Annotated in this window: 15 protein-coding genes and 1 tRNA gene; 11 read left to right on the top strand and 5 right to left on the bottom strand. The window is 42.0% G+C overall.

Annotated elements, in window-relative coordinates; all coding sequences use genetic code 11:
• The first annotated feature begins 491 nt into the window (after positions 1-491).
• The gene (locus NWQ57_RS15215; RefSeq protein WP_306023012.1) at positions 492-3,959 is read left to right on the top strand and encodes a PAS domain S-box protein; all 3,468 of its coding nucleotides are present in this window, start codon (positions 492-494) and stop codon (positions 3,957-3,959) included.
• A 108-nt stretch (positions 3,960-4,067) separates the two neighbouring features.
• Here the strand turns inward: NWQ57_RS15215 and NWQ57_RS15210 are convergent, their stop codons facing one another.
• Positions 4,068-5,888 carry a M61 family metallopeptidase gene (locus NWQ57_RS15210; protein ID WP_306023011.1) on the bottom strand — a complete coding sequence of 607 codons (1,821 nt, stop codon included), beginning with the start codon at positions 5,886-5,888 and terminating at the stop codon, positions 4,068-4,070.
• A 156-nt stretch (positions 5,889-6,044) separates the two neighbouring features.
• On the opposite strand from NWQ57_RS15210, the gene NWQ57_RS15205 reads away from it, so the two are divergent.
• The 4 genes from NWQ57_RS15205 to NWQ57_RS15190 all read left to right on the top strand — a co-directional run bounded on the left by NWQ57_RS15205 (position 6,045) and on the right by NWQ57_RS15190 (position 9,286).
• On the top strand, positions 6,045-6,728 hold the full coding sequence (locus NWQ57_RS15205; protein WP_306023010.1) for a flagellar brake protein: 684 nt from the start codon (positions 6,045-6,047) through the stop codon (positions 6,726-6,728).
• Between the two features lie 91 nt (positions 6,729-6,819).
• The gene (locus NWQ57_RS15200) at positions 6,820-7,281 is read left to right on the top strand and encodes a DUF962 domain-containing protein (protein ID WP_306023009.1); all 462 of its coding nucleotides are present in this window, start codon (positions 6,820-6,822) and stop codon (positions 7,279-7,281) included.
• A gap of 111 nt (positions 7,282-7,392) precedes the next feature.
• A complete protein-coding gene (locus tag NWQ57_RS15195) occupies positions 7,393-8,478 on the top strand; it encodes a sensor histidine kinase (RefSeq protein WP_306023008.1) in 1,086 nt (361 codons plus the stop codon).
• Complete coding sequence (locus tag NWQ57_RS15190) at positions 8,474-9,286, top strand: LytR/AlgR family response regulator transcription factor (RefSeq protein ID WP_372340928.1); 813 nt, start codon at positions 8,474-8,476, stop codon at positions 9,284-9,286. Before NWQ57_RS15195 ends, NWQ57_RS15190 begins: the two co-directional genes overlap by 5 nt.
• Here the strand turns inward: NWQ57_RS15190 and NWQ57_RS15185 are convergent.
• Positions 9,283-10,287 carry an ATP-dependent 6-phosphofructokinase gene (locus NWQ57_RS15185; RefSeq protein WP_306023006.1) on the bottom strand — a complete coding sequence of 335 codons (1,005 nt, stop codon included), beginning with the start codon at positions 10,285-10,287 and terminating at the stop codon, positions 9,283-9,285. The two genes, NWQ57_RS15190 and NWQ57_RS15185, sit on opposite strands and share 4 nt — an antisense overlap.
• Positions 10,288-10,447: 160 nt before the next feature.
• On the opposite strand from NWQ57_RS15185, the gene NWQ57_RS15180 reads away from it, so the two are divergent.
• Entirely contained in the window at positions 10,448-11,371 is a 924-nt protein-coding gene (locus NWQ57_RS15180; RefSeq protein WP_306023005.1) for a DMT family transporter, read from the top strand.
• A gap of 5 nt (positions 11,372-11,376) precedes the next feature.
• Here the strand turns inward: NWQ57_RS15180 and NWQ57_RS15175 are convergent, their stop codons facing one another.
• Positions 11,377-13,029 carry a response regulator gene (locus NWQ57_RS15175; RefSeq protein ID WP_306023004.1) on the bottom strand — a complete coding sequence of 551 codons (1,653 nt, stop codon included), beginning with the start codon at positions 13,027-13,029 and terminating at the stop codon, positions 11,377-11,379.
• Between the two features lie 231 nt (positions 13,030-13,260).
• Here NWQ57_RS15175 and NWQ57_RS15170 point away from each other — a divergent pair, with 231 nt between their 5' ends.
• The 5 genes from NWQ57_RS15170 to NWQ57_RS15150 all read left to right on the top strand — a co-directional run bounded on the left by NWQ57_RS15170 (position 13,261) and on the right by NWQ57_RS15150 (position 19,002).
• Entirely contained in the window at positions 13,261-14,436 is a 1,176-nt protein-coding gene (locus NWQ57_RS15170; protein WP_306023022.1) for an FAD-dependent oxidoreductase, read from the top strand.
• A gap of 27 nt (positions 14,437-14,463) precedes the next feature.
• Positions 14,464-16,299 (top strand): DUF885 family protein, encoded by a 1,836-nt coding sequence (locus NWQ57_RS15165; RefSeq protein WP_306023003.1) that lies wholly within the window; start codon positions 14,464-14,466, stop codon positions 16,297-16,299.
• A 14-nt stretch (positions 16,300-16,313) separates the two neighbouring features.
• Positions 16,314-16,490 (top strand): hypothetical protein, encoded by a 177-nt coding sequence (locus NWQ57_RS15160; protein ID WP_306023002.1) that lies wholly within the window; start codon positions 16,314-16,316, stop codon positions 16,488-16,490.
• Positions 16,491-16,592: 102 nt separating this feature from the next.
• Entirely contained in the window at positions 16,593-17,609 is a 1,017-nt protein-coding gene (ylqF, locus tag NWQ57_RS15155; RefSeq protein WP_306023001.1) for a ribosome biogenesis GTPase YlqF, read from the top strand.
• 238 nt (positions 17,610-17,847) lie between these two features.
• The gene (locus NWQ57_RS15150) at positions 17,848-19,002 is read left to right on the top strand and encodes an acyl-CoA dehydrogenase family protein (RefSeq protein WP_306023000.1); all 1,155 of its coding nucleotides are present in this window, start codon (positions 17,848-17,850) and stop codon (positions 19,000-19,002) included.
• Between the two features lie 340 nt (positions 19,003-19,342).
• Here the strand turns inward: NWQ57_RS15150 and NWQ57_RS15145 are convergent, their stop codons facing one another.
• Both NWQ57_RS15145 and NWQ57_RS15140 read right to left on the bottom strand, forming a co-directional pair.
• Complete coding sequence (locus NWQ57_RS15145; protein WP_306022999.1) at positions 19,343-20,749, bottom strand: sodium:alanine symporter family protein; 1,407 nt, start codon at positions 20,747-20,749, stop codon at positions 19,343-19,345.
• 183 nt (positions 20,750-20,932) lie between these two features.
• A tRNA-Gln gene (locus NWQ57_RS15140) sits at positions 20,933-21,007 on the bottom strand.
• Position 21,008 lies beyond the last annotated feature (1 nt).

Below are 21,008 nucleotides of genomic sequence, written 5' to 3'. Positions count from 1 at the left end.
CGTTTTCATAAAATAAGGTTATGTTAAGGAAGTGTCAATAGAAGTTTGTGCTTAAAATTAACAAAGTGTTAACGTTTTTTGTTTGACAGGCTGTTTTCTGACTCATCATATTATTCTGCTGTGTCACCAGTAAAACAGTGAAATTAAGTAAATTGATGTGCTGAAGTTAGCTGAAATTTGTTGGAATAACAGAGCATTAGAAAAAATCTGTTAACTAAAATTAAAAAACATAACTAAAAACGTTTTCATGGTTTAGCACACAGGAAAAATAAGTGCTTTTTACCTTGTTTAATGAACTAGGTTTATTGCCACTCGTAAAAATTGAATATAGGGCAGGAGTTTATTTAATTTACCTAATGTTCAGATATAAGTTGCTGGTAAGGTATTGGTTTGTAATACATAGTAGGGCGAAGGGTAAAGGTATTTATTAGGCTTTAGCCGTGAATACAACTATGGTTGAATTTGATTTTACAATGATACGAGGTGAATGAGTGGAAGATTCGTTTGAAGCCCTATTTAGAACTGACTATATGCCTCATGGCCACTGCTATTGGTGGTCTCCTGAAATTCTCTGGCTGAATGTCATTTCTGATGTATTTATTGCCTTAGCGTATTTTTCAATTCCTATCGCTATTTATTATTTTGTTAAAAAGCGTCCAGGTCTTGAATTTAAAGGAATTTTCATACTTTTTTCCTTATTTATTTTGTGTTGTGGAATTACCCATTTAATTAGTATCGTGGTGATATGGCACGGCACTTACGGCATTCACGGATTGGCAAAAGCCCTCACTGCAATTATTTCCTGTTTTACTGCATATGCTGTCTATAAGTCGATACCAAAATTCCTGAAGATCCCCTCACCGAATGAATTGGTTGAAGCCCTTGAACAAGTTGGGAACGAAAAGCTCGCTCGTTTGCAACTCGAAAATCAAAAACAACAAGATGTGTTACTGCGCGAATCGACTGAAAATGCCCACATTGGTATTTTGGTAGTAGATAATAACGGTCTTATTTTGGTGGCAAACAGTGCGGTTTGCCAAATCTTTGAGTATGAAAAACAGGAGTTAGAAGGGCAAAACGTGAGTGTGTTGGTTGCGTCAGAAATGGCGCCAATTCACCCAAACCTGATTAAGAGCTTTTTTCAAAACCCTGAAATTAATAAAAACATGGCTTCTGGCCGGCGGGTTTATGGGGTAACTAAACTAGGGAAAAAAATTCCGATCGAAATCGTATTGCGCCATCGAGTACAGGATCGAGGACCAGTAGTGTATGCCAGTATTACCGATATTTCTGAGCGGTTAGCAGCGCAGGCAGCGCTGGAAAAAAGTGAAAAGATTACGCGGGATATTATCGATAGCTTACCCATTGGTTTACACATGTTTGAGCTGGAAAACGATGAATTTATCCTTAAAGGCTATAATCCTGCTGCTGACAAAATCTTGGGGATGGATAACAGTATTTTTATTGGAAAAACGTTAACTGAAGCGTTTCCTGATGTAGCCAATTCAGACATCGAAGCACGTTACCGAACCATACTCGAAACGGGAGAAGCCCAAGTCAATGATGTAATTAACTATGCTGATGATCAAGTAACAGGTACCTTTTTAAATCACACTTTCAAAAGCGGTCCCAATACCCTCATTGTGTTGTTTCAAGATGTCACCCAACAGAAAAAAGCCGAAAGGGATGTGATTGAAAAGGAGAATTTTATACGCCGAGCTTTTGATTCATCATTAACCGGGGTTTACGTTTTTGACCATCATAGTCACAGCACGACCTTTATCAATGAAAGTTATACCCGATTGACTGGCTTTACCTTAGATGAAATCAATGAGATGTCAGCTGAAGAATTTATGACACTTATTCATCCTTCTGATCATGAACAATTTATCGAATTTATGTGGCGTATTCCCAATAATATCGACGGTAATGATAGTTTGACCTTAGAGTATCGTTTTAAACACAAACAAGGGCATTGGGTCTGGTGTTTAGCGCAGAACACGGTATTTGAGCGAACTACTTCAGGCGAGGTTAGTCTTGTAATGGGCAGTTTTTTAGATATTAGCCCGATGAAGTTGATGCAACAAAATCTTATTGCACTTAAAGAGACCGCTGAAAAAGCCAACACCATTAAAAGTGAGTTTTTGGCAAATATGAGTCATGAAATTAGAACCCCAATGAATGCTATTTTGGGTTTGACATATTTGGTTATGGAGATGCCACTAGGAGAAAAACAGCATCAATATCTCTCAAAAGTAGTGACCTCCTCTAAATCCCTTCTCAACATTCTGAATGACATTCTTGACTATTCAAAAATGGAAGCAGGCAAGTTGATCATAGTGGATGACGTGTTTGATTTAACGGAGGTGGTGGATAACGTCGCTGGCTTATTTTCGTTATTAGCAGAAGAAAAGCATATTGAACTCTCTGTTGATATGTCTCCTACACAATCTCGTTATTTTATCGGTGATCAACTGCGTATTACCCAAATTTTAAACAACATAGTTGGTAATGCCGTTAAATTTACCGAAAAAGGGAAAGTTCACATTGCTATTTGGCAAGAGGCTACTGCGAGTGTTGATCAGCAACAAGAAACTTACAATCTTATATTTGAAGTGTCAGATACAGGGATTGGTATGTCGTCTGAACAGCTGACAAATCTGTTTGCGTCTTTCACCCAAGCTGATTCTTCGATAAGTCGAAACTATGGGGGAACAGGGCTCGGGTTGGCTATCAGCAAAGGGCTTGCGAAGGCGATGGGAGGAGAAATAGTCGTGCACAGTGAATTGGGCCGAGGCACAGTATTCACCTTCTCAATTACCCTACCTATAGCCGATAGCACATTAGCAGTTGATTCTAGTCATAAGCCCATGGACGCTGATTTTAATAAAACAACCAGTGAACTTAACTTAAAAGACAGGGATATTTTATTAGTTGAGGACAATGTCACCAATCAGTTGGTGGCGGTTGATATACTCACTGGTTTTGGCGCGCAGGTTTTTGTTGCTAACAATGGTAAACAAGCGCTTGAAATGACTCAGCAACAACAATTTGATTTAATTTTGATGGATTTACAGATGCCTGTAATGGACGGCTTTGCTGCCACACAAGCTATTCGACTACAGGATAAATTAACGCCCATATTGGCGATGTCGGCTGCCGTGATGAAAGCAGATATTACCCGAGTTGCCGAGTCTGGTATGAACGATCACATCGCCAAACCGATAGATGTAAATAGTCTTAAGATGACGATAAATAAGTGGTTAAAAAAATCAGCAGACAGCATTGAAATTAATGACAAAAATGTCGCTGATGCAAGGCAAGATAAGAGAAAGGCAGAGAACGATGCAAAAGAGTTGCGGCTCATTTCTGCGCTTCAGGCGGCAGGTTTTGACACGCAACAAAGCCTGCATTTACTAGCGGGCAACAAGCGTTTGTATCTTAAATTTTTAAAAAGTTTCTATTTTGATCATCATCAAACTCCGCTGAAGCTCGAGCACTTAGAGGCGCAACAAGATCTTCGTCAAATTGGTTTGCTGTTGCATACCATTAAGGGCTTAGCGGCCAGTGCAGGTGCGCTGGAATTAATGCACGAGGCGAAAGAGTTAGAGCAAAGTCTGCAAGTACAACAAAGCATCGAATTGACTACATTGATTCAGCTTCTTAACCAAGTGTTAGACAATTTGAAACATACCATTGTTGATGAAGAATTTAGTGAAAAAGAGCGAGTCTTGACTCAGAGCGAGCAAGCTGAATTTACTTTAGGTTCTTTAAAAGCGTTGCTCAGTATAGGAAAAATTTTGTCGCAGGATACGCTGCAGGGTTTTAAATTTGTGCTGCGTAAACAGTTAACTACGGCCCAATTTAACACTTTGTTCAGCGCCATTGAGCAACTTAATTACAATGCGGCACTGGCGGTTTTGCATGAGCACGAACACAGTATGAACAATCAAACGTAACCAGTAGGCGTTAGCGCTACTGTCAGTAAGTCACACAATTAATAAAGCGTGTGTGACTTACCAATTCGTTTAATCGAGCTTAGTGCTTTGCCGCAAAGCTAAAGCCCATCAGCCAAGCCACGTTTTTAATTTTTCTGAGTCATCGATACTTAAGTACACAGTATCTAGCGGGGCAGGGCGAGTGATTAAGCTAAATTGAAGAAAACGTTTATCACGCAACAAAGACAAAGTACTGGGCTTTTGGGGCACTAAGCGGTCAATTAAGGTGCTTAAGTTGCTGCCGCTGACCTGCCACGAATCAACAGCAATAATCGTGTCACCCACTACTACGCCAGCCTCATATGCACTCGAGTGCTCTACAACTTGAGTAATTTCAACGCCAAGCTCTTTGATTTTATACGCCGCACCAAAGTCATGTTTGATGCCCTTTGTACTGGGCATTCCACCTTTGTCGTTGTTATCCACTCGGGTACGGTAATGCAATCCGACGCCAAATTCAGCCAATAGTGATTCAACCGGAAGTTCATCAGTACCATAAACCGCCTTAGCTAAGAATTCACTGAGATTTAAGCCGAGTTGCTTGGCTAAAATATCATGGATGACGTGTTCTGGTGTGGGAGTTCCACAGCGACCAAATTGTTCCCATAATACGTGCATGACGTTGTCTAAAGAGTACTGATGTTTTGACTTTAGCCGTATCAGTAAGTCAAGGCACATGGCAAGCACGGCCCCTTTATTGTAATAGCTGACAATATGGTTAATGGCACTTTCATCTTGTTTATAAAACTTAGTCCATGCATCAAAGCTTGACGCGGCCACTGATTGTTTAAGTCGTCCTTTGTTACGTTGTAATCGAGTGAGGTTTTGCCCCACAACAAGTAGATAGTCTTCTACGGGTATGACCTTGCTACGCTGCAACAATAAATCATCGTAGTAACTTGTTATTCCCTCATAAATCCATAGTTGTTTGGAATAAACCTCAGTTGCAAGTCCGCCTTCGACTAGTTCACTAGGGCGGATCCGTTTGACATGCCATGTATGAAAAAACTCATGGCTACATAGGCTTAAAAAACTTCGATACGCTTCAGTGGGTACAGAAGGTTCAGTCTCGTCAGCAAGATCGTTACGGGCAAACATCAAGGCTGTTGATGCTCGGTGCTCTAAACCGCCAAAAGCCGCATCGGTTAGCAGGGTAATAAATAAATATTGTTGAATCGGGGCAGGTTTCCCAAACAAGGTGAGGTGTTGTTGGCATATATGGCTCAAATCAGCGGTAATTCGTGCCATATCGCTTTGATGACCGCCAGCAAAAACCAATGAAAAATCAACCCCATCAACAGAAAATAACTGACTGTCAAACTTACCAATTAATACTGGATGGTCGATAAGCTCTGCATAGTCGTCAGCGTAATAACTTGATTTTTCAAGGCCGTTACTAGTGAGTTTAGCGATTTCATTCGAGGTCAGTAGGCGCAAGGTGGTGGCGATGTTGGTGCTATCCAGTTCAGGATAATCGCAGTGTTCAAGAGTGACTGAGCATGCTTGGGAAGTGTGCCCCTCGACTTGCAAAAATACATTAGAACCATTAAAAAAAGCGTATTGGTCATTGATGTAGGCGCCTCTAACAGATAAATCGTAAGCGTAAATTTGATAACTTACAATAATCGCCCCATCACTTGGAGGGAGTTGCCAAGTTTGCTTATCAATTTTATTTACCGCTACTTTTTCGCCATTTGCAGTGCGGGCAACAAGTGTGATTATGTGCTTGGCAAAATCCCTGATCATGTAACTTCCCGGGATCCACGCGGGTAGAGTTAATTTGTGGCCTTTTTTGCTAGGGGGTTGGAGGGTCAGGTCGACATCAATTAAATGCCCTGCGACGGACGACACTCTGAGGTCGTAATGAATAGAAAATGGGGGAGTAGTCAAAAGAATGTTTCCTTTACAGGTCAATTTATTCATACATGATCAAGGTTATTGTGCCGGGATTCAAGTCTCGTTCTGATTCTTATGTTGTTGTTGTGCAAAACTTTAATTACCATCAAGTTATCTCTGCACATAATAAAAATAAGGATCGCATGAAGCATGTCTAATTTGCACGAACAGGTGGGTTTGAGTAATGAAGATTTACGCAAAATACGCTCTATGCGTCCTGGTACGCCAATTGATTTACAAATTACCTCTGCAAGCACCACTAAGCGAGTAAGAAGCGAATTTGTCGGAATGGATGGCACCCGCTGTGTCATTATTCGTTTTCCAGATGAAAGCAAATGGGGGAGTTTACGAGACTTTATTTATACCGATAATAGCCTTGTGGTGCGATACATCTTAGAGGATGAGACAGGCGAAATCATTGCTTTTAAAGTAAGAGTAACACTTATATTAAGTAAGCCAAGCCACCTTATCTTTACAACGTTTCCCTTGTCAATTCAAAGCCACGATTTACGCTCTGAGCCGCGGGCACAAACCAGAATGGCAGTAACGCTAATTGATACCCAGCACAACGCTGAGCTTTGTGTTTGTATCGTCCGCGATATTTCCTTGAAGGGGTGTCGGATTAGTATTGAGCGTTCAGTTAAATCCCGGCCAAGCATAAAACAAAATGTTGAGATGCAATTTAAAGATGCAAACGGGAATGCGTTTTTACTTAAAGGTTCAGTGATGAACGCAAAGTCAGACGAGGTATGGTTTTACTACGGTTTGAAATTTGACACCCCAGAAGAAGAAGTGGCTCAACTACTACAAAAATTGATGTTAAGTACAGATTAAAGGCCTGCTTGATTTAATTAAGATGATGTAGCTATTGCTGCTTTGAGTTTGCCTTGTTAAATTAAAGTTAATAATAAAAAAAGAGGTGACTATGCGTCAAATTGAATTTCTCTTAAATGAGTATGGTGAAAGCCATAAAAACAAAACGAATATTCTCATTCATGCCATTGCTGTACCCGCCATTTACTTTGTGACCTTAGGTTTATTGTGGTCGCTCCCAGTACCGGTATTTTTAGCGCATTTTGACGTGACTTGGGCCCACGTTTTTGTTATCCCCGCGCTATATTATTATTTCAAGTTATCCGGGCCAATTGGTGCAGCAATGACCTTGCTATCCATTCTCTCGTTTTATGGCATAAAATTGCTTGAAACCCTGTCTACACCAGTGTGGCAGATTTGTTTAGGTATTTTTGTCGTTATGTGGATTTTACAGTTTGTGGGTCATCACATCGAAGGTAAAAAACCCAGTTTTCTTAAAGATCTGCAATTTTTACTTGTTGGCCCTGCGTGGTGGTGGGGACACTGGTTAAAACGATTGAATATCAATTATTAGCTAAGCTTCTCAAATCTGCGACCAAACCCATCTAATCTCAGACCAAGAGTCAGTATGCTTGGTCTTCTTTTTGTATAATTCAATCAAATAGTTCATTTCTGAAGGTAAGCTGTGTATCAGTGGGAAAAATGGGTAGATAGTCGAGAGCGCTTATTCTGGACCTTGCAAACCGCAGGATGGTGCGGTTTTGCCATTGTTTATTACATCGGGTCGTTTTTAGCTGAGATGCGCAGCATATGGCTGTTTATTATTATACTCAATGCCTATGCGGGCTGGTTACTCACCATACCTTTGCGTTACCTATATCGTTGGGCCATGACCTTAAAGCCAATAAAAATGGTCACTATCGTCACTGTTAGTATGTATGTTGTTGCTTTAGCTTGGGCGGTGGTTAAAAACTTTAACAATTGGACTATCTACAAAAAAGGGTTTCAACCTGATGAGTGGTATATGTATTTTTATAATACCGTTGATGCTCTGATTGTGATGGGATGCTGGACTGGTGCCTACTTTGGCATTAAGAGCTACCAAATGTTACTCAAAGAAAAACAAAATGTACTTAAAGCGTCATCTATGGCCCATCAAGCTCATATTAAAATGTTACGTTATCAGCTCAACCCTCATTTTTTGTTCAATACCCTGAACGCAATCTCGACCTTAATTTTAATGAAAGACAATCAAACGGCCGGTGCTATGGTGTCGCGCTTAAGTGATTTTTTGCGTTATTCTTTAGACAAAGACCCCATCAAACGGGTGCCTCTGAAACAGGAGATCCAAGCACTTGAATTGTACTTAGAAATTGAAAAAGTCCGTTTTGAAGACCGATTACAAGTCAATTGGGATATACAAAACAAAGCCAGTGCGGCCTTGGTACCCAGTTTGATATTGCAACCGCTGATAGAAAACTCCATCAAATATGCGATTTCAAAACTTCAAGAAGGGGGGCAAATCAGTATTTCAGCTAGCACCTTTGGCAGTGATTTAATCTTGGAGGTCATCGATAATGGTCCTATTTGCAATATGCAAGAGGGGGAGCTATTCAGAACTAATGGCGTTGGTTTAACCAATATACGAGAAAGGCTGCAGTCTTTGTATGCAGATCACTTTTCCTTTGTGATTGCACAAAATAATCCAAGTGGTGTAAAAGTCACTATCCGTATTCCCCATGAATTAAGTGAGCCTTCTTTTGAAAATTAGTGCGTTAATTGTGGATGACGAGCCATTGGCTCGTAAAGGTTTGAGTCTGCGCCTAGCAGAGTTTGATAATGTTGAAGTAGTGGGTGAATGTAAAAATGGCGTAGAAGCGCTCAGCGTTATTCCGCAGTTGCGTCCTGATTTAGTATTTTTAGACATTCAAATGCCAGGTTTAAATGGCTTCCAAGTGATTAACCAGTTACAAGCCTTAGGTCAAGGGATGCCGCTAATTATATTTGTGACTGCGTTTGATTCATATGCGATCAAAGCTTTTGATGTGCACGCGCTTGATTACATACTAAAACCGGTAGACAGTCAGCGTTTAGCCTCTGCTATAGAGAAAGTTGCGACATATATTGGACTGAAAAGTGAAGGTGATCACACGCAAAAATTAGTGCGTTTAGTGGCAGATTTTACCGGGGATGATTGTGAAGATATTTTGCGAAAATTAGCTAATGGTGAATCGATTGAGCAGCATAGCTACCCAGATGTGTTAGCGATAAAAGATGGCTCAGAGATTACCCGCGTAAATATTAGTGATATTCAATGGATTGATGCCGCGGGTGATTATATGTGCGTACACTCTACTGGGCAAACACACATCATGCGTAAAACCATGAAGGAGCTTGATCAACAACTTGATCCGCGTAAATTTGTTCGGGTTCATCGCTCAGCTATTGTTAATATCCACTATGTGCAGAAACTCATTAGTCATATTAGTGGCGAGTACCATTTAATTTTAGCCAACGGCAGTGAATTAAAAGTCAGCCGCAGCCATCGCGACAAAGTGAAAGAAATGATTAAACTCTAAAGTTGATGAGCCTTGTTGATATTAAAAAACGTTTGTTGAATCTTGACTAAATAAGGATCCAACATTTTTTGTTGTTGCCAGCTTTGTTCTATCGGGTAGGCAACAACACGGTTGTTTTGCTCACCCACCATAATTTTACTTTTACCGGCAATTGCTTGTTCAACTGCATATGCCCCTAATTTGCTGGCTAAAATGCGGTCTTGACTCACTGGCGAGCCACCTCGTTGCACATGCCCCAGAATAACGGGTCGGCACTCTACATGGGTTTTTTCATGTAGCTCTTGAGCAAGTGCTGTGACGCCTCCTGGCCATAAATTTTCGGCCACAATAATAATGTAACTACTGTGTCCTCTTTTGGTCATGGTGGCTTTGAGCCGCGTGACGATGTTGTCTAATTCGTCGTTGAGATCACCACACAGTTCAGGTACCAGAACGTGATCGGAAGCGGAAGCCAAACAGGCACTTAATCCAATAAATCCCGCATGCCGGCCCATTACCTCCACCAAAAATATTCGTTCGAAAGCGTCAGCGGTATCCCTGACTTTATCGATAGACTCTAATGCGGTTTCAATTGCCGTAAAATAACCAATAGTGGCATCCGTACCATATATATCGTTGTCTATGGTGCCAGGTAAACCAATAACTTGACCTTGCCAATGATCAGCTAAGTGACACCCTCCATGAAAAGATCCATCACCACCAATAACAAGTAGGGCTTCAATACCTAAGGCATTCAGATTTTTAGCTGCTAGTGTTGCTGATTCGTCTGTTTTGAAGGTAAGGCAGCGTGCGCTGCGCAAAATGGTGCCACCACGCTGAATAATATTAGCGACATTTCTAGCGCTGAGAGCCTGATATTCTTGATCGAGCAAACCATTAAATCCGTGTTTATAACCAAACACTTGGATGCCAAAGTGTTCCGCAGTCAGTACAATTGCGCGAATACAAGCATTCATTCCAGGAGCATCACCACCAGAGGTTAACACGGCTATTTTTCGCATATATAGCAATTACCCACTTCGTTTTTATTGATAGAAGAGTAGAATGCGGTTCGCGAGTAAACAAGGACATTTGTGCTTAAATTATTCTTTTACATCGTAAATTCAGTAAGTAACAGCACTGAGCCACTTTAACTTTTTAATTTTAAGCAACAGGCATTAAATGGATCCGATTAGGCATTGGTATGGGTTTGGTTTGTCTCTAACAACCGCTATATTGTGGGGTATTTTACCCCTATTTTTAAAAATTTGTTTAGAGGCAATGGATGCTGTAACCATTACCCTTTATCGGTTTGTGGTCGCGGGGCTATTTGTGCTATTTGTTTTAATGCGGAAAAAATCAGTACCGCGTTTAAAATCCTTTGGTTTGAAAAAAGGGCTGTTGCTGGTGGTTGCTACCTTATGTTTAGTGCTTAACTACGTGGCTAACGTAAAAGGATTAGAGTACCTCTCACCTGAAACGTCACAAGTGGTGATGCAAGTTGCCCCATTTTTATTGATGTTAGGGGGAGTACTTTTTTTTGGTGAGCGCCTTAAAAAAATAGAGATTGGCGGTGCCGTGCTAATTTTTACCGGCTTGATGTTGTTTTTTAATGATCGCTTAGGCGACCTATTCTTATCCTTAGATCATTTTACTTTGGGCGTGATTATTGTGATATTCGCTGCAACCTGTTGGGCGGCGTATGCACTCATGCAAAAGCCCTTGTTACGGGTGTTAACGGCTAAACAGCTTACCTTGCTTATCTACGCCCTAGGTGCCTTGATGTTATTGCCTTTTGCCAATCTGGAGCAGCTGTTTGACATGAATAATTTGCAGCTGTTTGCCTTATTATTTTGTTGTCTAAACACCATTGTTGCCTATGGGGCGTTTACTGAAGCGATGTTTGTTTGGCAAGCTTCAAAGGTCAGCGCAGTTATTTCTTTGGCACCTTTATTTACCTTTATCAGCATGTTTATCGCGGTGTCTTTTTTTCCTGAGCAAATTAAAGCCAGTGATCTTGATTTGTGGGCCTACATTGGTGCTGGCGTGGTTATTTGTGGCTCGGCATTAACCTCTATGGGCAGAGCCAACAAGCCGAAGGTCTGAGACCGTTATTTTTTCGTTAAATAGGGATCAAGCTCTTGAACTAATAGATCAAATTTTTCTTGATGTTTCTCGGCCATGTTGCTGTTTTGCAATTGTTTGAAAATGCGTTTAGTTGAGCTCAGCAAGCTTAAATCCGGCTTCGTCGTTTTTTGCAACAAACGCAGGCTGCATTGCAGGAGGTTAAGGGTAATACCAATATTAAATGGAACCGCAGTTTGTGCTTCGCTAAAAGCGCTGTAGGCCTCCTCAAATTTACCTTCTGAATAAAGCGAGATCCCCAGCTGATTATATTTGTTGTAGTGGGCTTTTTTACTGTCATTCCGCAAGGCGGCACTTTTTAACGATGCCTTAGTATTATCATCAAGTGACTTTGAACATTGGTTAAATTGGCTTGTGAGTGCTTGTGCCTCTTCAAATTCACCTAAATCAAGCAAGGTAACGATTGCGTCAGGCATAAGCGGCGCCGGGTAGTCTGCGAATTTTTGCCCAATATTATGTTGGGCTTGTGCCAATAACTGTTTTGAGTTGAACAGCTTACCATTTTGGCCTTCTATTCTGGCTTTTACGATATCCTCAAAGATATCAAAATCAAAATTATCATCGGCACTTGAGATAGCTTCGTTATGTCGATAGCGTTTTAGCGTGTACAAAGCCTCTTGTTGAAAACGACCTCTGGCCCTAAAGTCTTCTAGTTGCTCTGCAACTTCTAAGTAACTTCTGACATGGTCACATAAAAAAGCGAGATCACGGTGTACAGATTTTTTAGAGCAGTCCCATATTGATTGACTGTGAGCAATGATCTTTTCGAAATTGCCTGCTTTACGTGCGATGGCACAGGCTTTCATATGCCGAGAAATAGAAAAAGGGGAGAGCTTCAAAGCGTGGTTGATGACCGCTTCAGCTTCATTTACATTGTCTAATTTAAGCCAACTTTGCGCCACGATATCATGAGCCTCAACCAATAAGCTGTTTTGGCGGATCGCTTTTTTTGCTATTTCAATGGCTAATTTATAATTTTTAAGCAGCAGTTCGGTATGGGCTTTTGATACGTTTAGCCATGTTTGATGATGATCGTCTGGATAGCTATTTAACCATGTTTGGGCTTCTTTATATTGGCCTACTTGCCAATAGAGTTCCGCTAATAAGCGCCCAGCCATTTCTTTATAGCGGCTATCTGTCTTTACCACTTGCTTACACAGCTCAATGGCAGCAAGAGGCTCTTTGTTGTATAGCTGCTTATAAATCGGCGCCATAGCCAGTCGGCGCAAGTGGGCTTTTTCAAGACGTTTTACCAGTTGAGCCTGAGAAAAAGGCTTAACCACATATTCATCAGGTTGTTTTTCAATACTGCCAAGTACCATAGGGCGTTGGGCATCAGCACTTATGATGACAAACACTGCCTCAGGTTTTAAGTAATTTTTTTCTCGCAGTTCTTCAAGTAATTCAAAACCGTTTTTTTTATTATTGCCTAGGTGCAGGTCACAGATAATAAAATCAAACTTTTCTTTGCGACAACTGACCAAGGCCGCCTCACATGTGCGATTAGCGACAATTGACTTAGCGCCTGCACTGACTAACACACCCTTGAGAAGTGTTAAAAAAGGTCTTTGGTCGTCCACAATTAACATGCGGTATTGTTCAAAATTAAGTTTTTTCACATCAGCGACTTTTTAATCCTTTTGGCCCATTCATTTTACCGATGATTCATGATCTCAGTGAGTAAAGCAACAGGCGTAAACAACGAGGGAAGTATTTATTTGTAAGCAGATAAACTAAAGCTCAATTGAGGCGTAGATAACAAGATAATAGCAAAGGGCTTAAAATGCTAATTGTGTGTATCTATCTGACTGGTTAGACTAGGTTTAATCGTGTTTAAGGGGCAATTAATTTTGTTTGATGTATGTATTGTTGGTGGTGGTATGGTGGGATCTGCGTGTGCCGTTGGCTTAGCCCAATTGGGTTTGTCGGTTGCGTTAGTTGAGCGTTATATGCCAAAGCCCTTTGCCGCAGAGCAAGCACCCGACTTACGTGTTTCAGCCATCAGTTATAGCTCAGAGCGTTTTTTTCAGGAGCTGGGTATTTGGCCTCATGTAGAAAACATGCGATTGTGCCCCTACAAACGATTATCTGTGTGGGAAAAACCTGATGCACGAACTGATTTTAATTGTGCTGACATCGGTGTGAGTCATTTAGGTCATATTGTTGAAAACCGAGTTATACAACTTGCCTCTCATCAACGACTAGACTCCCTGGCTAATGTCAGTTGTTTTTGGCAGCAGGCTATCAAATCAATTGAGCTAAAGCCCTCAGTAAAAGTCACTTTAGACAATGATCAGCTTATTGAGGCTAAAGTATTAATCGGCGCAGATGGGGTGAATTCTTTGGTGCGTACCTGCGCCAATATCGGTGTACAAGGTTGGAACTACAGCCAACAAGCCTTGGGCATTAATATTAAAATTAACGCGCCGCAGCAAGACATAACGTGGCAGCAATTTACTCCTCAAGGCCCCGTGGCTTTTTTACCTCTATATGGCCAACATGGGGCGCTGGTGTGGTACAACCACCCAGCCAAAATTCAACAACTTAAAAACCTATCAAGGGCCCAGCTAAAACAGCAAATTGTGCAGCACTTTCCCGCTGAGTTAATGGATTTTGAGATCCTCGATTTTGCTAGCTTTCCTATTACACGAATGCACGCCAATCATTATGTTAAAGATAATGTTGTATTAGTGGGGGATGCTGCACATAGTATTAATCCCTTAGCGGGGCAGGGCGTTAACCTGGGCTTCAAGGACGTGCAAGCGTTGCTTGGGGTGTTTGCTAAAAACCTTAAGCAATTACAGAGTGTTACACAATTACACAGCAAGCACCTCACTTGGCTGGCAGAATATCAACAAAGTAGGCGTCGAGATAACCTACTGATGATGAGTGCAATGGATGCACTTTATCTTACCTTTGGCAATGAACTTGGACCACTGCAGGTACTGCGCAATACTGGTTTGTTTTTAGCCAATAGAGCTGGCCCAATCAAAGCAAAGGTAATGAAATACGCGATGGGACTTTAATGACAAAGTGACTTACCAGAGAACAAAATGAAAATAAAAAAACTGCTCGTCCCTTTTATGCTTTCGCTGTTGAGTGTGGCATGCTCAAATCAAACAGATGAACAAATTGCTAATAAGCAACTTAGTGCAGTAGTCGATAATGCAACCGTAACTTTCACCAGCCAGCAGCCTACCTTATCTACCATGTTAGCCATTGAGCCAGAAAAAGTGGGGGGCAATTATAATGATCGTTTACCTGACTATTCTATTGCCAGTATGCAAAACCTGCAAAATGAGATGAAATATAGCGCCAATGAATTAAAGGCCATAAACCGCACACTGTTGACGCCCGCTAACGCTCTGCAACAAAAGGTGGTTGGCGAAATTTTGAATTATTATGCCGGTGATACTGATTTCAGCGGTGGATATATCGATACTTGGGGCGGCCATTTACCTTATATTATCAATCAAATCTCGGGTCCCCTCATTGATGTGCCCAAGGTCATGCAAGAGCAACAAGCAATAAAGTCCCTTAAAGAAGCAAGAGAATATTTAGCTCGTTTATCTAACTTCGATAGTTTTGTCGTCAATGTTTTGAACAAGTATGAGGATGACCAACGAATTGGCATCATCTTGCCCTCAAAACTGCATCCAAAAACCCTAGCATTTTTCGACGGATTTCTCGCCCCAGAACCCCATAACCACGGCTTGGTAACAAGTTTTGCAAAAAAAATACTCAGTACTGATATTGATAAACCCACACAAGAAAACATGGTCAGCAAAGCGGCTGAATTAGTTGAAACGGTGGTTTATCCCGCCTACCAACGTGCTCGAGGCGCGGTGCTTGCCAGTGAGAAAAAGGCCAAGTCTGATGATGGCATTTGGTCACAACCAGGCGGTGAAGAACTGTATTTACACGCGATAAAATACCTAGGTGATTCAGCGATGAGCGCTGATCAAATCCACGAACTTGGTTTGAGTGAGGTCGTCCGCATTAGCAACGAGATGGACACTATTTTGCGGGCAAATGGGTACAGTGATGGCTCGGTAGGCGAACGTATGGTTGCCTTGGCAAAGCAGCCGCAATTTTTGTATGAAGATTCAGATGAAGGTCGTCAACGTCTATTAGATGATTTAAATGTTCAAGTACAGGCAGTGATGAACAAAGCGGGTCAATACTTCAATACCATTCCGACACAAAAAGTATCGGTTAAACGTATCCCTGCTGTATCGGAAGCGGGCGAGGCAGGTGGCTTTTACACGCCACCTTCAATGGATGGAACGCGCGGTGGAATATATTGGATCAATTTGCGTGACATGAGCGCTGTGCCCACGTTTTCTCTTAAAACGCTGACTTATCATGAAGCAGTGCCAGGCCATCACTTCCAAATTGCGCTAAACATGGCGCAACAAGATATTGGCTTACTCAGACAAAATGCCCCTTTTAATGCCTATGTCGAGGGCTGGGCACTGTATTCTGAATTAGTCGCCAAAGAGATGGGTATGTATGAAAATGACCCCTTTGGTGATTTAGGGCGCTTGCAAGCAGAACTTTATCGTGCCGTGCGTTTGGTGGTTGATACTGGCTTACATCGTAAAAAATGGACCCGTGAACACGCGATTGACTATTTTCATACGACCACTGGTACCTCAATGACAGATGTGGTTGCCGAAGTTGAGCGTTACATGGCGTGGCCAGGTCAAGCATTGGGCTACAAACTGGGTATGTTGCAGTTCGTAGAATTGCGTAATATCGCCAGTAAAGCCTTAGGTGACAAGTTTGATATTAAAGCCTTTCATGATCTGATTTTGTTACCTGGGGCTCGACCAATGTCTGTGGTGCGTGAAGATGTATTGGCGTGGATAGCTACCCAAGCCCAGTGAAATAGGAAAGCGTAATGACGATAGTCATCATACTGGTTATTTTATTTGCGGCACTACTCATTGTGGTGCCCTTACTTGAACGTTCACGTTTTAGAATGTCTGCAGAGCAAATGAGCAAACTAAGCCGGTGGATTTTGCCACTGGCTATTGTGTTAATTCTAGCGCAGTTAATAAGACACTTAGTCGGATAAGCTGTCACTGATAAAGTGCTTAGAACTAATTCTGTTCTTGCCTTAACCTTGAGTCCCTTAATGCAGTACAATGCGCTTAATTATATAAAGTTAGGCGTTATTATGGCGGTTCATTGGTATCCTGGGCATATGCACAAAGCCCAAAAAGAAATAAAAGAAGCATTACCCCAAGTTGATCTTTTAATTGAAGTGCTTGATGCACGTATTCCGTATTCCAGTGAGAACCCTGCAATCGCACAAATGCGCGCAGACAAACCCTGCATAAAAGTCATGACTAAAACCGATCTTGCCGATCCTGAGGTGACGGCGCGCTGGCAAGCGCACTTTGAGCAGGAAAGAGGTGTAAAAACCTTTGCCACCACCACACAAGAACCTGCAAATATTAAACAGCTACTGACACTTGTCAGACAAATGTTACCGGCCAAAGACGCCAGTATTAAATCCATCCATACCATGATTGTTGGTATACCCAATGTAGGAAAATCGACGCTAATCAATATTTTGGCTGACCGTGTGATTGCTAAAACTGGTAATGAAGCCGCGGTCACTAAAAATCAACAACGCATTAGTTTAGGTAATGGTATTACCTTGTTTGATACCCCAGGCATATTGTGGCCAAAGCTGGAAAACCCTAACAGTGGGTATCGATTAGCTGCCTGTGGCTCAATAAAAGATACGGCCATGGAATATGATGATGTGGGTTTTTTTACAGCTGATTATTTAATTAAAGCCTACCCGAAATACCTTAAAGAACGTTATCAATTAGAGGAAATCCCAAATACCGAAGTTAAATTTTTAGAACTGGCTGCCGCGCGCCGAGGAGCATTAATGGCCGGAGGCAGAGTTAATCTGCATAAAATTTGCGAAGTATTAATTAACGAATTCCGTTCAGCTAAAATTGGTCGTATCAGCCTTGAAACGCCAGATATGATAGCGCAAGAAGAGATACTAATGGCCGAAGCCATTGCCAAAAAAGAAGCGGAAAAATTACAACGCAAAGAAAAGTTCAAAACCGGCTCTTTAACCCCAGATAAAAGAGATCGCAAAGAAAAGCGCGAGCAAGACCGGCGTGAGATATCCGCCAAGATGAAAGCGGATAACGCAAAAAAGAAACGATAGATAAGTTCCTAACATCCCATTGCGTCAAACCTACAGCCTCCACCAAACTAACGGATCATTATTTTTGATCCGTTTCTTATCATTTTATTGAATCTGCTAACCCAAAAATCAATGATTTGACCCTATCCATAGGGCTTGTTCCAATCATACGACTTGGCACCTTTAGAGTTGGGTGCTCTTTTGTGACTCTACAATATACGTAAGGGTAATTAGCTCCTATTTTCACAAAGGTAATACGATGACAAATAAAAATAGTGGTAGTGAAGAGATCCAAATGTTTCGCGATATGGTGTTACGATTTTTGCAACAAGAAATTTTGCCTCACTATGACAGTTGGGAAAAGAACCATCACACGCCAAGAGAAGTATGGAATACCATGGGGGATGCAGGCATGTTGCTGGTTGATATGCCCGAAAAGTATGGTGCTGCGGGTGCTAGTTTTGCCGTGTGCCAAATGATTCAAGAGGAAATGTGTCGTTTGGGACTGCATGGTCTGGCTACAGGTTATAACATTCACGCTAATATTGTTGCTCCTTATATTCTGAATATTGCGACTGAGGCACAAAAGGATCGTTGGTTGCCGCCTATGGTTAGCGGAGAAGTGGTAACCGCTCTCGCCATGACCGAACCAGGTGCTGGCAGTGATGTTGCAAACATGCGTACTAGCGCGGTTAAAGAAGGTGATGACTACATCCTAAACGGCTCTAAAACCTTTATCACGAATGGTAATATGGCCGACATGATCATTGTGTGTGCCAAAACCGACGCTAAGGCGGGGGCAAAGGGAATATCGTTATTTTTAGTTGATACCAACTTAACGGGGTTTTCAAAAGGCAAACCCATCGAAAAATTAGGCCAGCACAGTAGTGATACCGCCGAGTTATTTTTTGAAAATTTGCGAATACCCGGCGATGCCTTGTTAGGTGAAGAAGGCAAAGGTTTTGTTTACCTCATGCAGGAACTGCCAAGAGAGCGACTAGGTTGCGCTGTACAAGCCATCGGACACGCGCAAGGAGCACTAGATTTAACAATTGACTACGTGAGCCAGCGTAAAGCATTTGGACAATCTGTGGGACAATTTCAAAATACGCGTTTCAAACTTGCTCAGTGCCAAACTGAATTAGAACTATGCCGTGCCTTACTTGAAAAATACATGGCTAAATACAACGAACAAACAATGACTGTAAGCGATGCCGCCATGTTAAAACTGGCCGCCACCGAGATGCAGTTAACTATGGTCAATGAATGTTTGCAGCTCTTTGGAGGTTATGGCTATACCGAAGAATACCCTATTTCGAGATTTTATCGCGATGCCAGAGTGCAAACTATCTACGCGGGTAGCTCAGAAATCATGAAAGAAGTCATTGCCCGTGGGATATTGGGCAAGGTGTAATAACGCCAATTAGCTGTGATATGTTTTCATTCAGCGAAATTTTACCATCCTTCATTGAAGCACTTTAATGAAAAAATGGTGGGCTCTTGAGCCTGAGCGATGCCGAGTTAGGGGGGCTAAAACACTAGCACCCGTTACGAACTAGAACGGAATGCCTAAGTGATCTTTGTCTCGTGCTCTCGCTTTTTGAAAGGTAGACGACATTGCTTCATCGCAACATCTTGTTCAAAAGTGGCTGGATGCGGTCTAAGAGTAAGCACTACGACCAGTTTATCCGTTTCTTAAAACCAAAAAGGATGCAATGGCATCCTTTTTGGTATTTTACCCTAGAGTCGCGTAGCTAGTCCCAAATTCCTTTTTCGCTTTTACCCTGAATTTCACAGTCGCCTGTTTTATATTCCATGTTTTTGCCTAACTTACGTTTGTTAAAGTAATCTTGACTAATAGAGACAATAGTTGGCGTCATCCAAACAAGGGCAATAATATTGATGACGGTCATTAATCCCAGCGCCATATCCGCTGCTGCCCACACTTCAGGTAAATTTGCACTTGAGCCCCAATAAATCATGGCTAAATAACCGAGTGTGTAAGCGGATTTTCCCACTTTATTGTCTAGCTTAAAGATATGTAAATTACTCTCACCGTAAGCGTAATTAGCGACTACAGATGTAAACGCAAATAGGGTGATGGCTGCTGCCACAAAATCTGCTCCCCCCGCGCCTAAGTGAGAGCTCATGGCTGTTTGAGTAAGGCGTATGCCTTCCATTTGTTCACCCGAAGAACCGCCAGCTAACAAGATGACAATGGCACTACAGGTGCACAGCACCATAGTATCGATAAATACCCCCAGCATTTGCACATAGCCTTGAGAAACAGGGTGGTTGGGATTAGGCGTTGCGCTTGCTGCAGCGTGCGGCACACTTCCTGAGCCCGCTTCATTAGAATAAAGCCCACGCTGTACTCCGTTTTTGAAAGCCGCCCCCATGGCGCCTGCACCTGCTTCTTGTAAACCAAAGGCCGAATAAACAATATTGAGCAACATATCAGGGACGACATCGATATTTATTATGGTGATCGCCACAGTGACAAGAACATAGCTCAGGGCCATAAAAGGCACTACCCATTCAGCAAATCGTGCGATAGCTCGTAAACCACCAATAACGATCAGTCCGGCTACGAGGATGATAGCCAAACCAGAATAGTGGGTGGGAATATCGTAAGCGTTATTTAATGCGTCAGTAATGGTGTTGGCCTGTACGGCACTGAAAATGAAGCCATATCCCAAAAATAAGCACAAAGAAAAAATTACCGCCAACCAGCGTTTATTCAGACCTTGTTGAATATAGTAAGCAGGCCCACCACGATACTCACCGTTAGTGTCTTTGACTTTATATAACTGGCCTAACACACTTTCAGCAAAACCGGTTGCCATTCCGAGGATAGCGATAACCCACATCCAAAAAATGGCGCCTGGGCCACCTAGAGAGATGGCCACGGCAACACCCGCTAAATTGCCGGTACCAACTCGAGCTGACAAGCTGGTGCACAGGGCACCGAATGAGCTTATCCCTGACTTGTCGCTTTTGGTGCTGCCTTTCATAATAGAAAACATATGACCAAAGTGGCGTATTTGCACAAATCCTAAACGTGCTGTAAACCAAACGCCCGCTGCCAGTAGCATATAAATGAGTACCTGACCATTTCCCCATAACACGTTGTTGATGGCTGAGACGATATCGTTAATCAAAATTGAACCCACAAGTAGTTGAATTACTGATAGAAGTCTGCCGAAGTATGCCTTTTATGTCTAGGTACAATGTTTGATTGATTTAGATTTTATTGAATGAAATTGCATAAATAATGAAGCGCAGGGCAGAAACAAAAAAAGCCAGACATTGTCTGGCTTTTTTTTGCACTTTACTCAGTAAAATGGCAGGGGTAGATGGACTTGAACCACCGAATGGCGGGATCAAAACCCGCTGCCTTACCACTTGGCTATACCCCTA

The organism is Paraglaciecola sp. (genome assembly GCF_030730205.1).
GTDB lineage: Bacteria > Pseudomonadota > Gammaproteobacteria > Enterobacterales > Alteromonadaceae > Paraglaciecola.
This window is presented reverse-complemented; position numbering and strand designations above follow the sequence as displayed.

What these genes read in the sequence shown, in the direction of transcription:
- NWQ57_RS15205 (WP_306023010.1), top strand. Translation starts at nt 6,045, where the DNA reads ATGTCTAATTTGCACGAACAGGTGGGTTTGAGTAATGAAGATTTACGC.
- NWQ57_RS15200 (WP_306023009.1), top strand. Translation starts at nt 6,820, where the DNA reads ATGCGTCAAATTGAATTTCTCTTAAATGAGTATGGTGAAAGCCATAAA.
- NWQ57_RS15185 (WP_306023006.1), bottom strand. Translation starts at nt 10,287, where the DNA reads ATGCGAAAAATAGCCGTGTTAACCTCTGGTGGTGATGCTCCTGGAATG.
- NWQ57_RS15180 (WP_306023005.1), top strand. Translation starts at nt 10,448, where the DNA reads ATGGATCCGATTAGGCATTGGTATGGGTTTGGTTTGTCTCTAACAACC.
- NWQ57_RS15165 (WP_306023003.1), top strand. Translation starts at nt 14,464, where the DNA reads ATGAAAATAAAAAAACTGCTCGTCCCTTTTATGCTTTCGCTGTTGAGT.
- NWQ57_RS15160 (WP_306023002.1), top strand. Translation starts at nt 16,314, where the DNA reads ATGACGATAGTCATCATACTGGTTATTTTATTTGCGGCACTACTCATT.
- ylqF (WP_306023001.1), top strand. Translation starts at nt 16,593, where the DNA reads ATGGCGGTTCATTGGTATCCTGGGCATATGCACAAAGCCCAAAAAGAA.
- NWQ57_RS15150 (WP_306023000.1), top strand. Translation starts at nt 17,848, where the DNA reads ATGACAAATAAAAATAGTGGTAGTGAAGAGATCCAAATGTTTCGCGAT.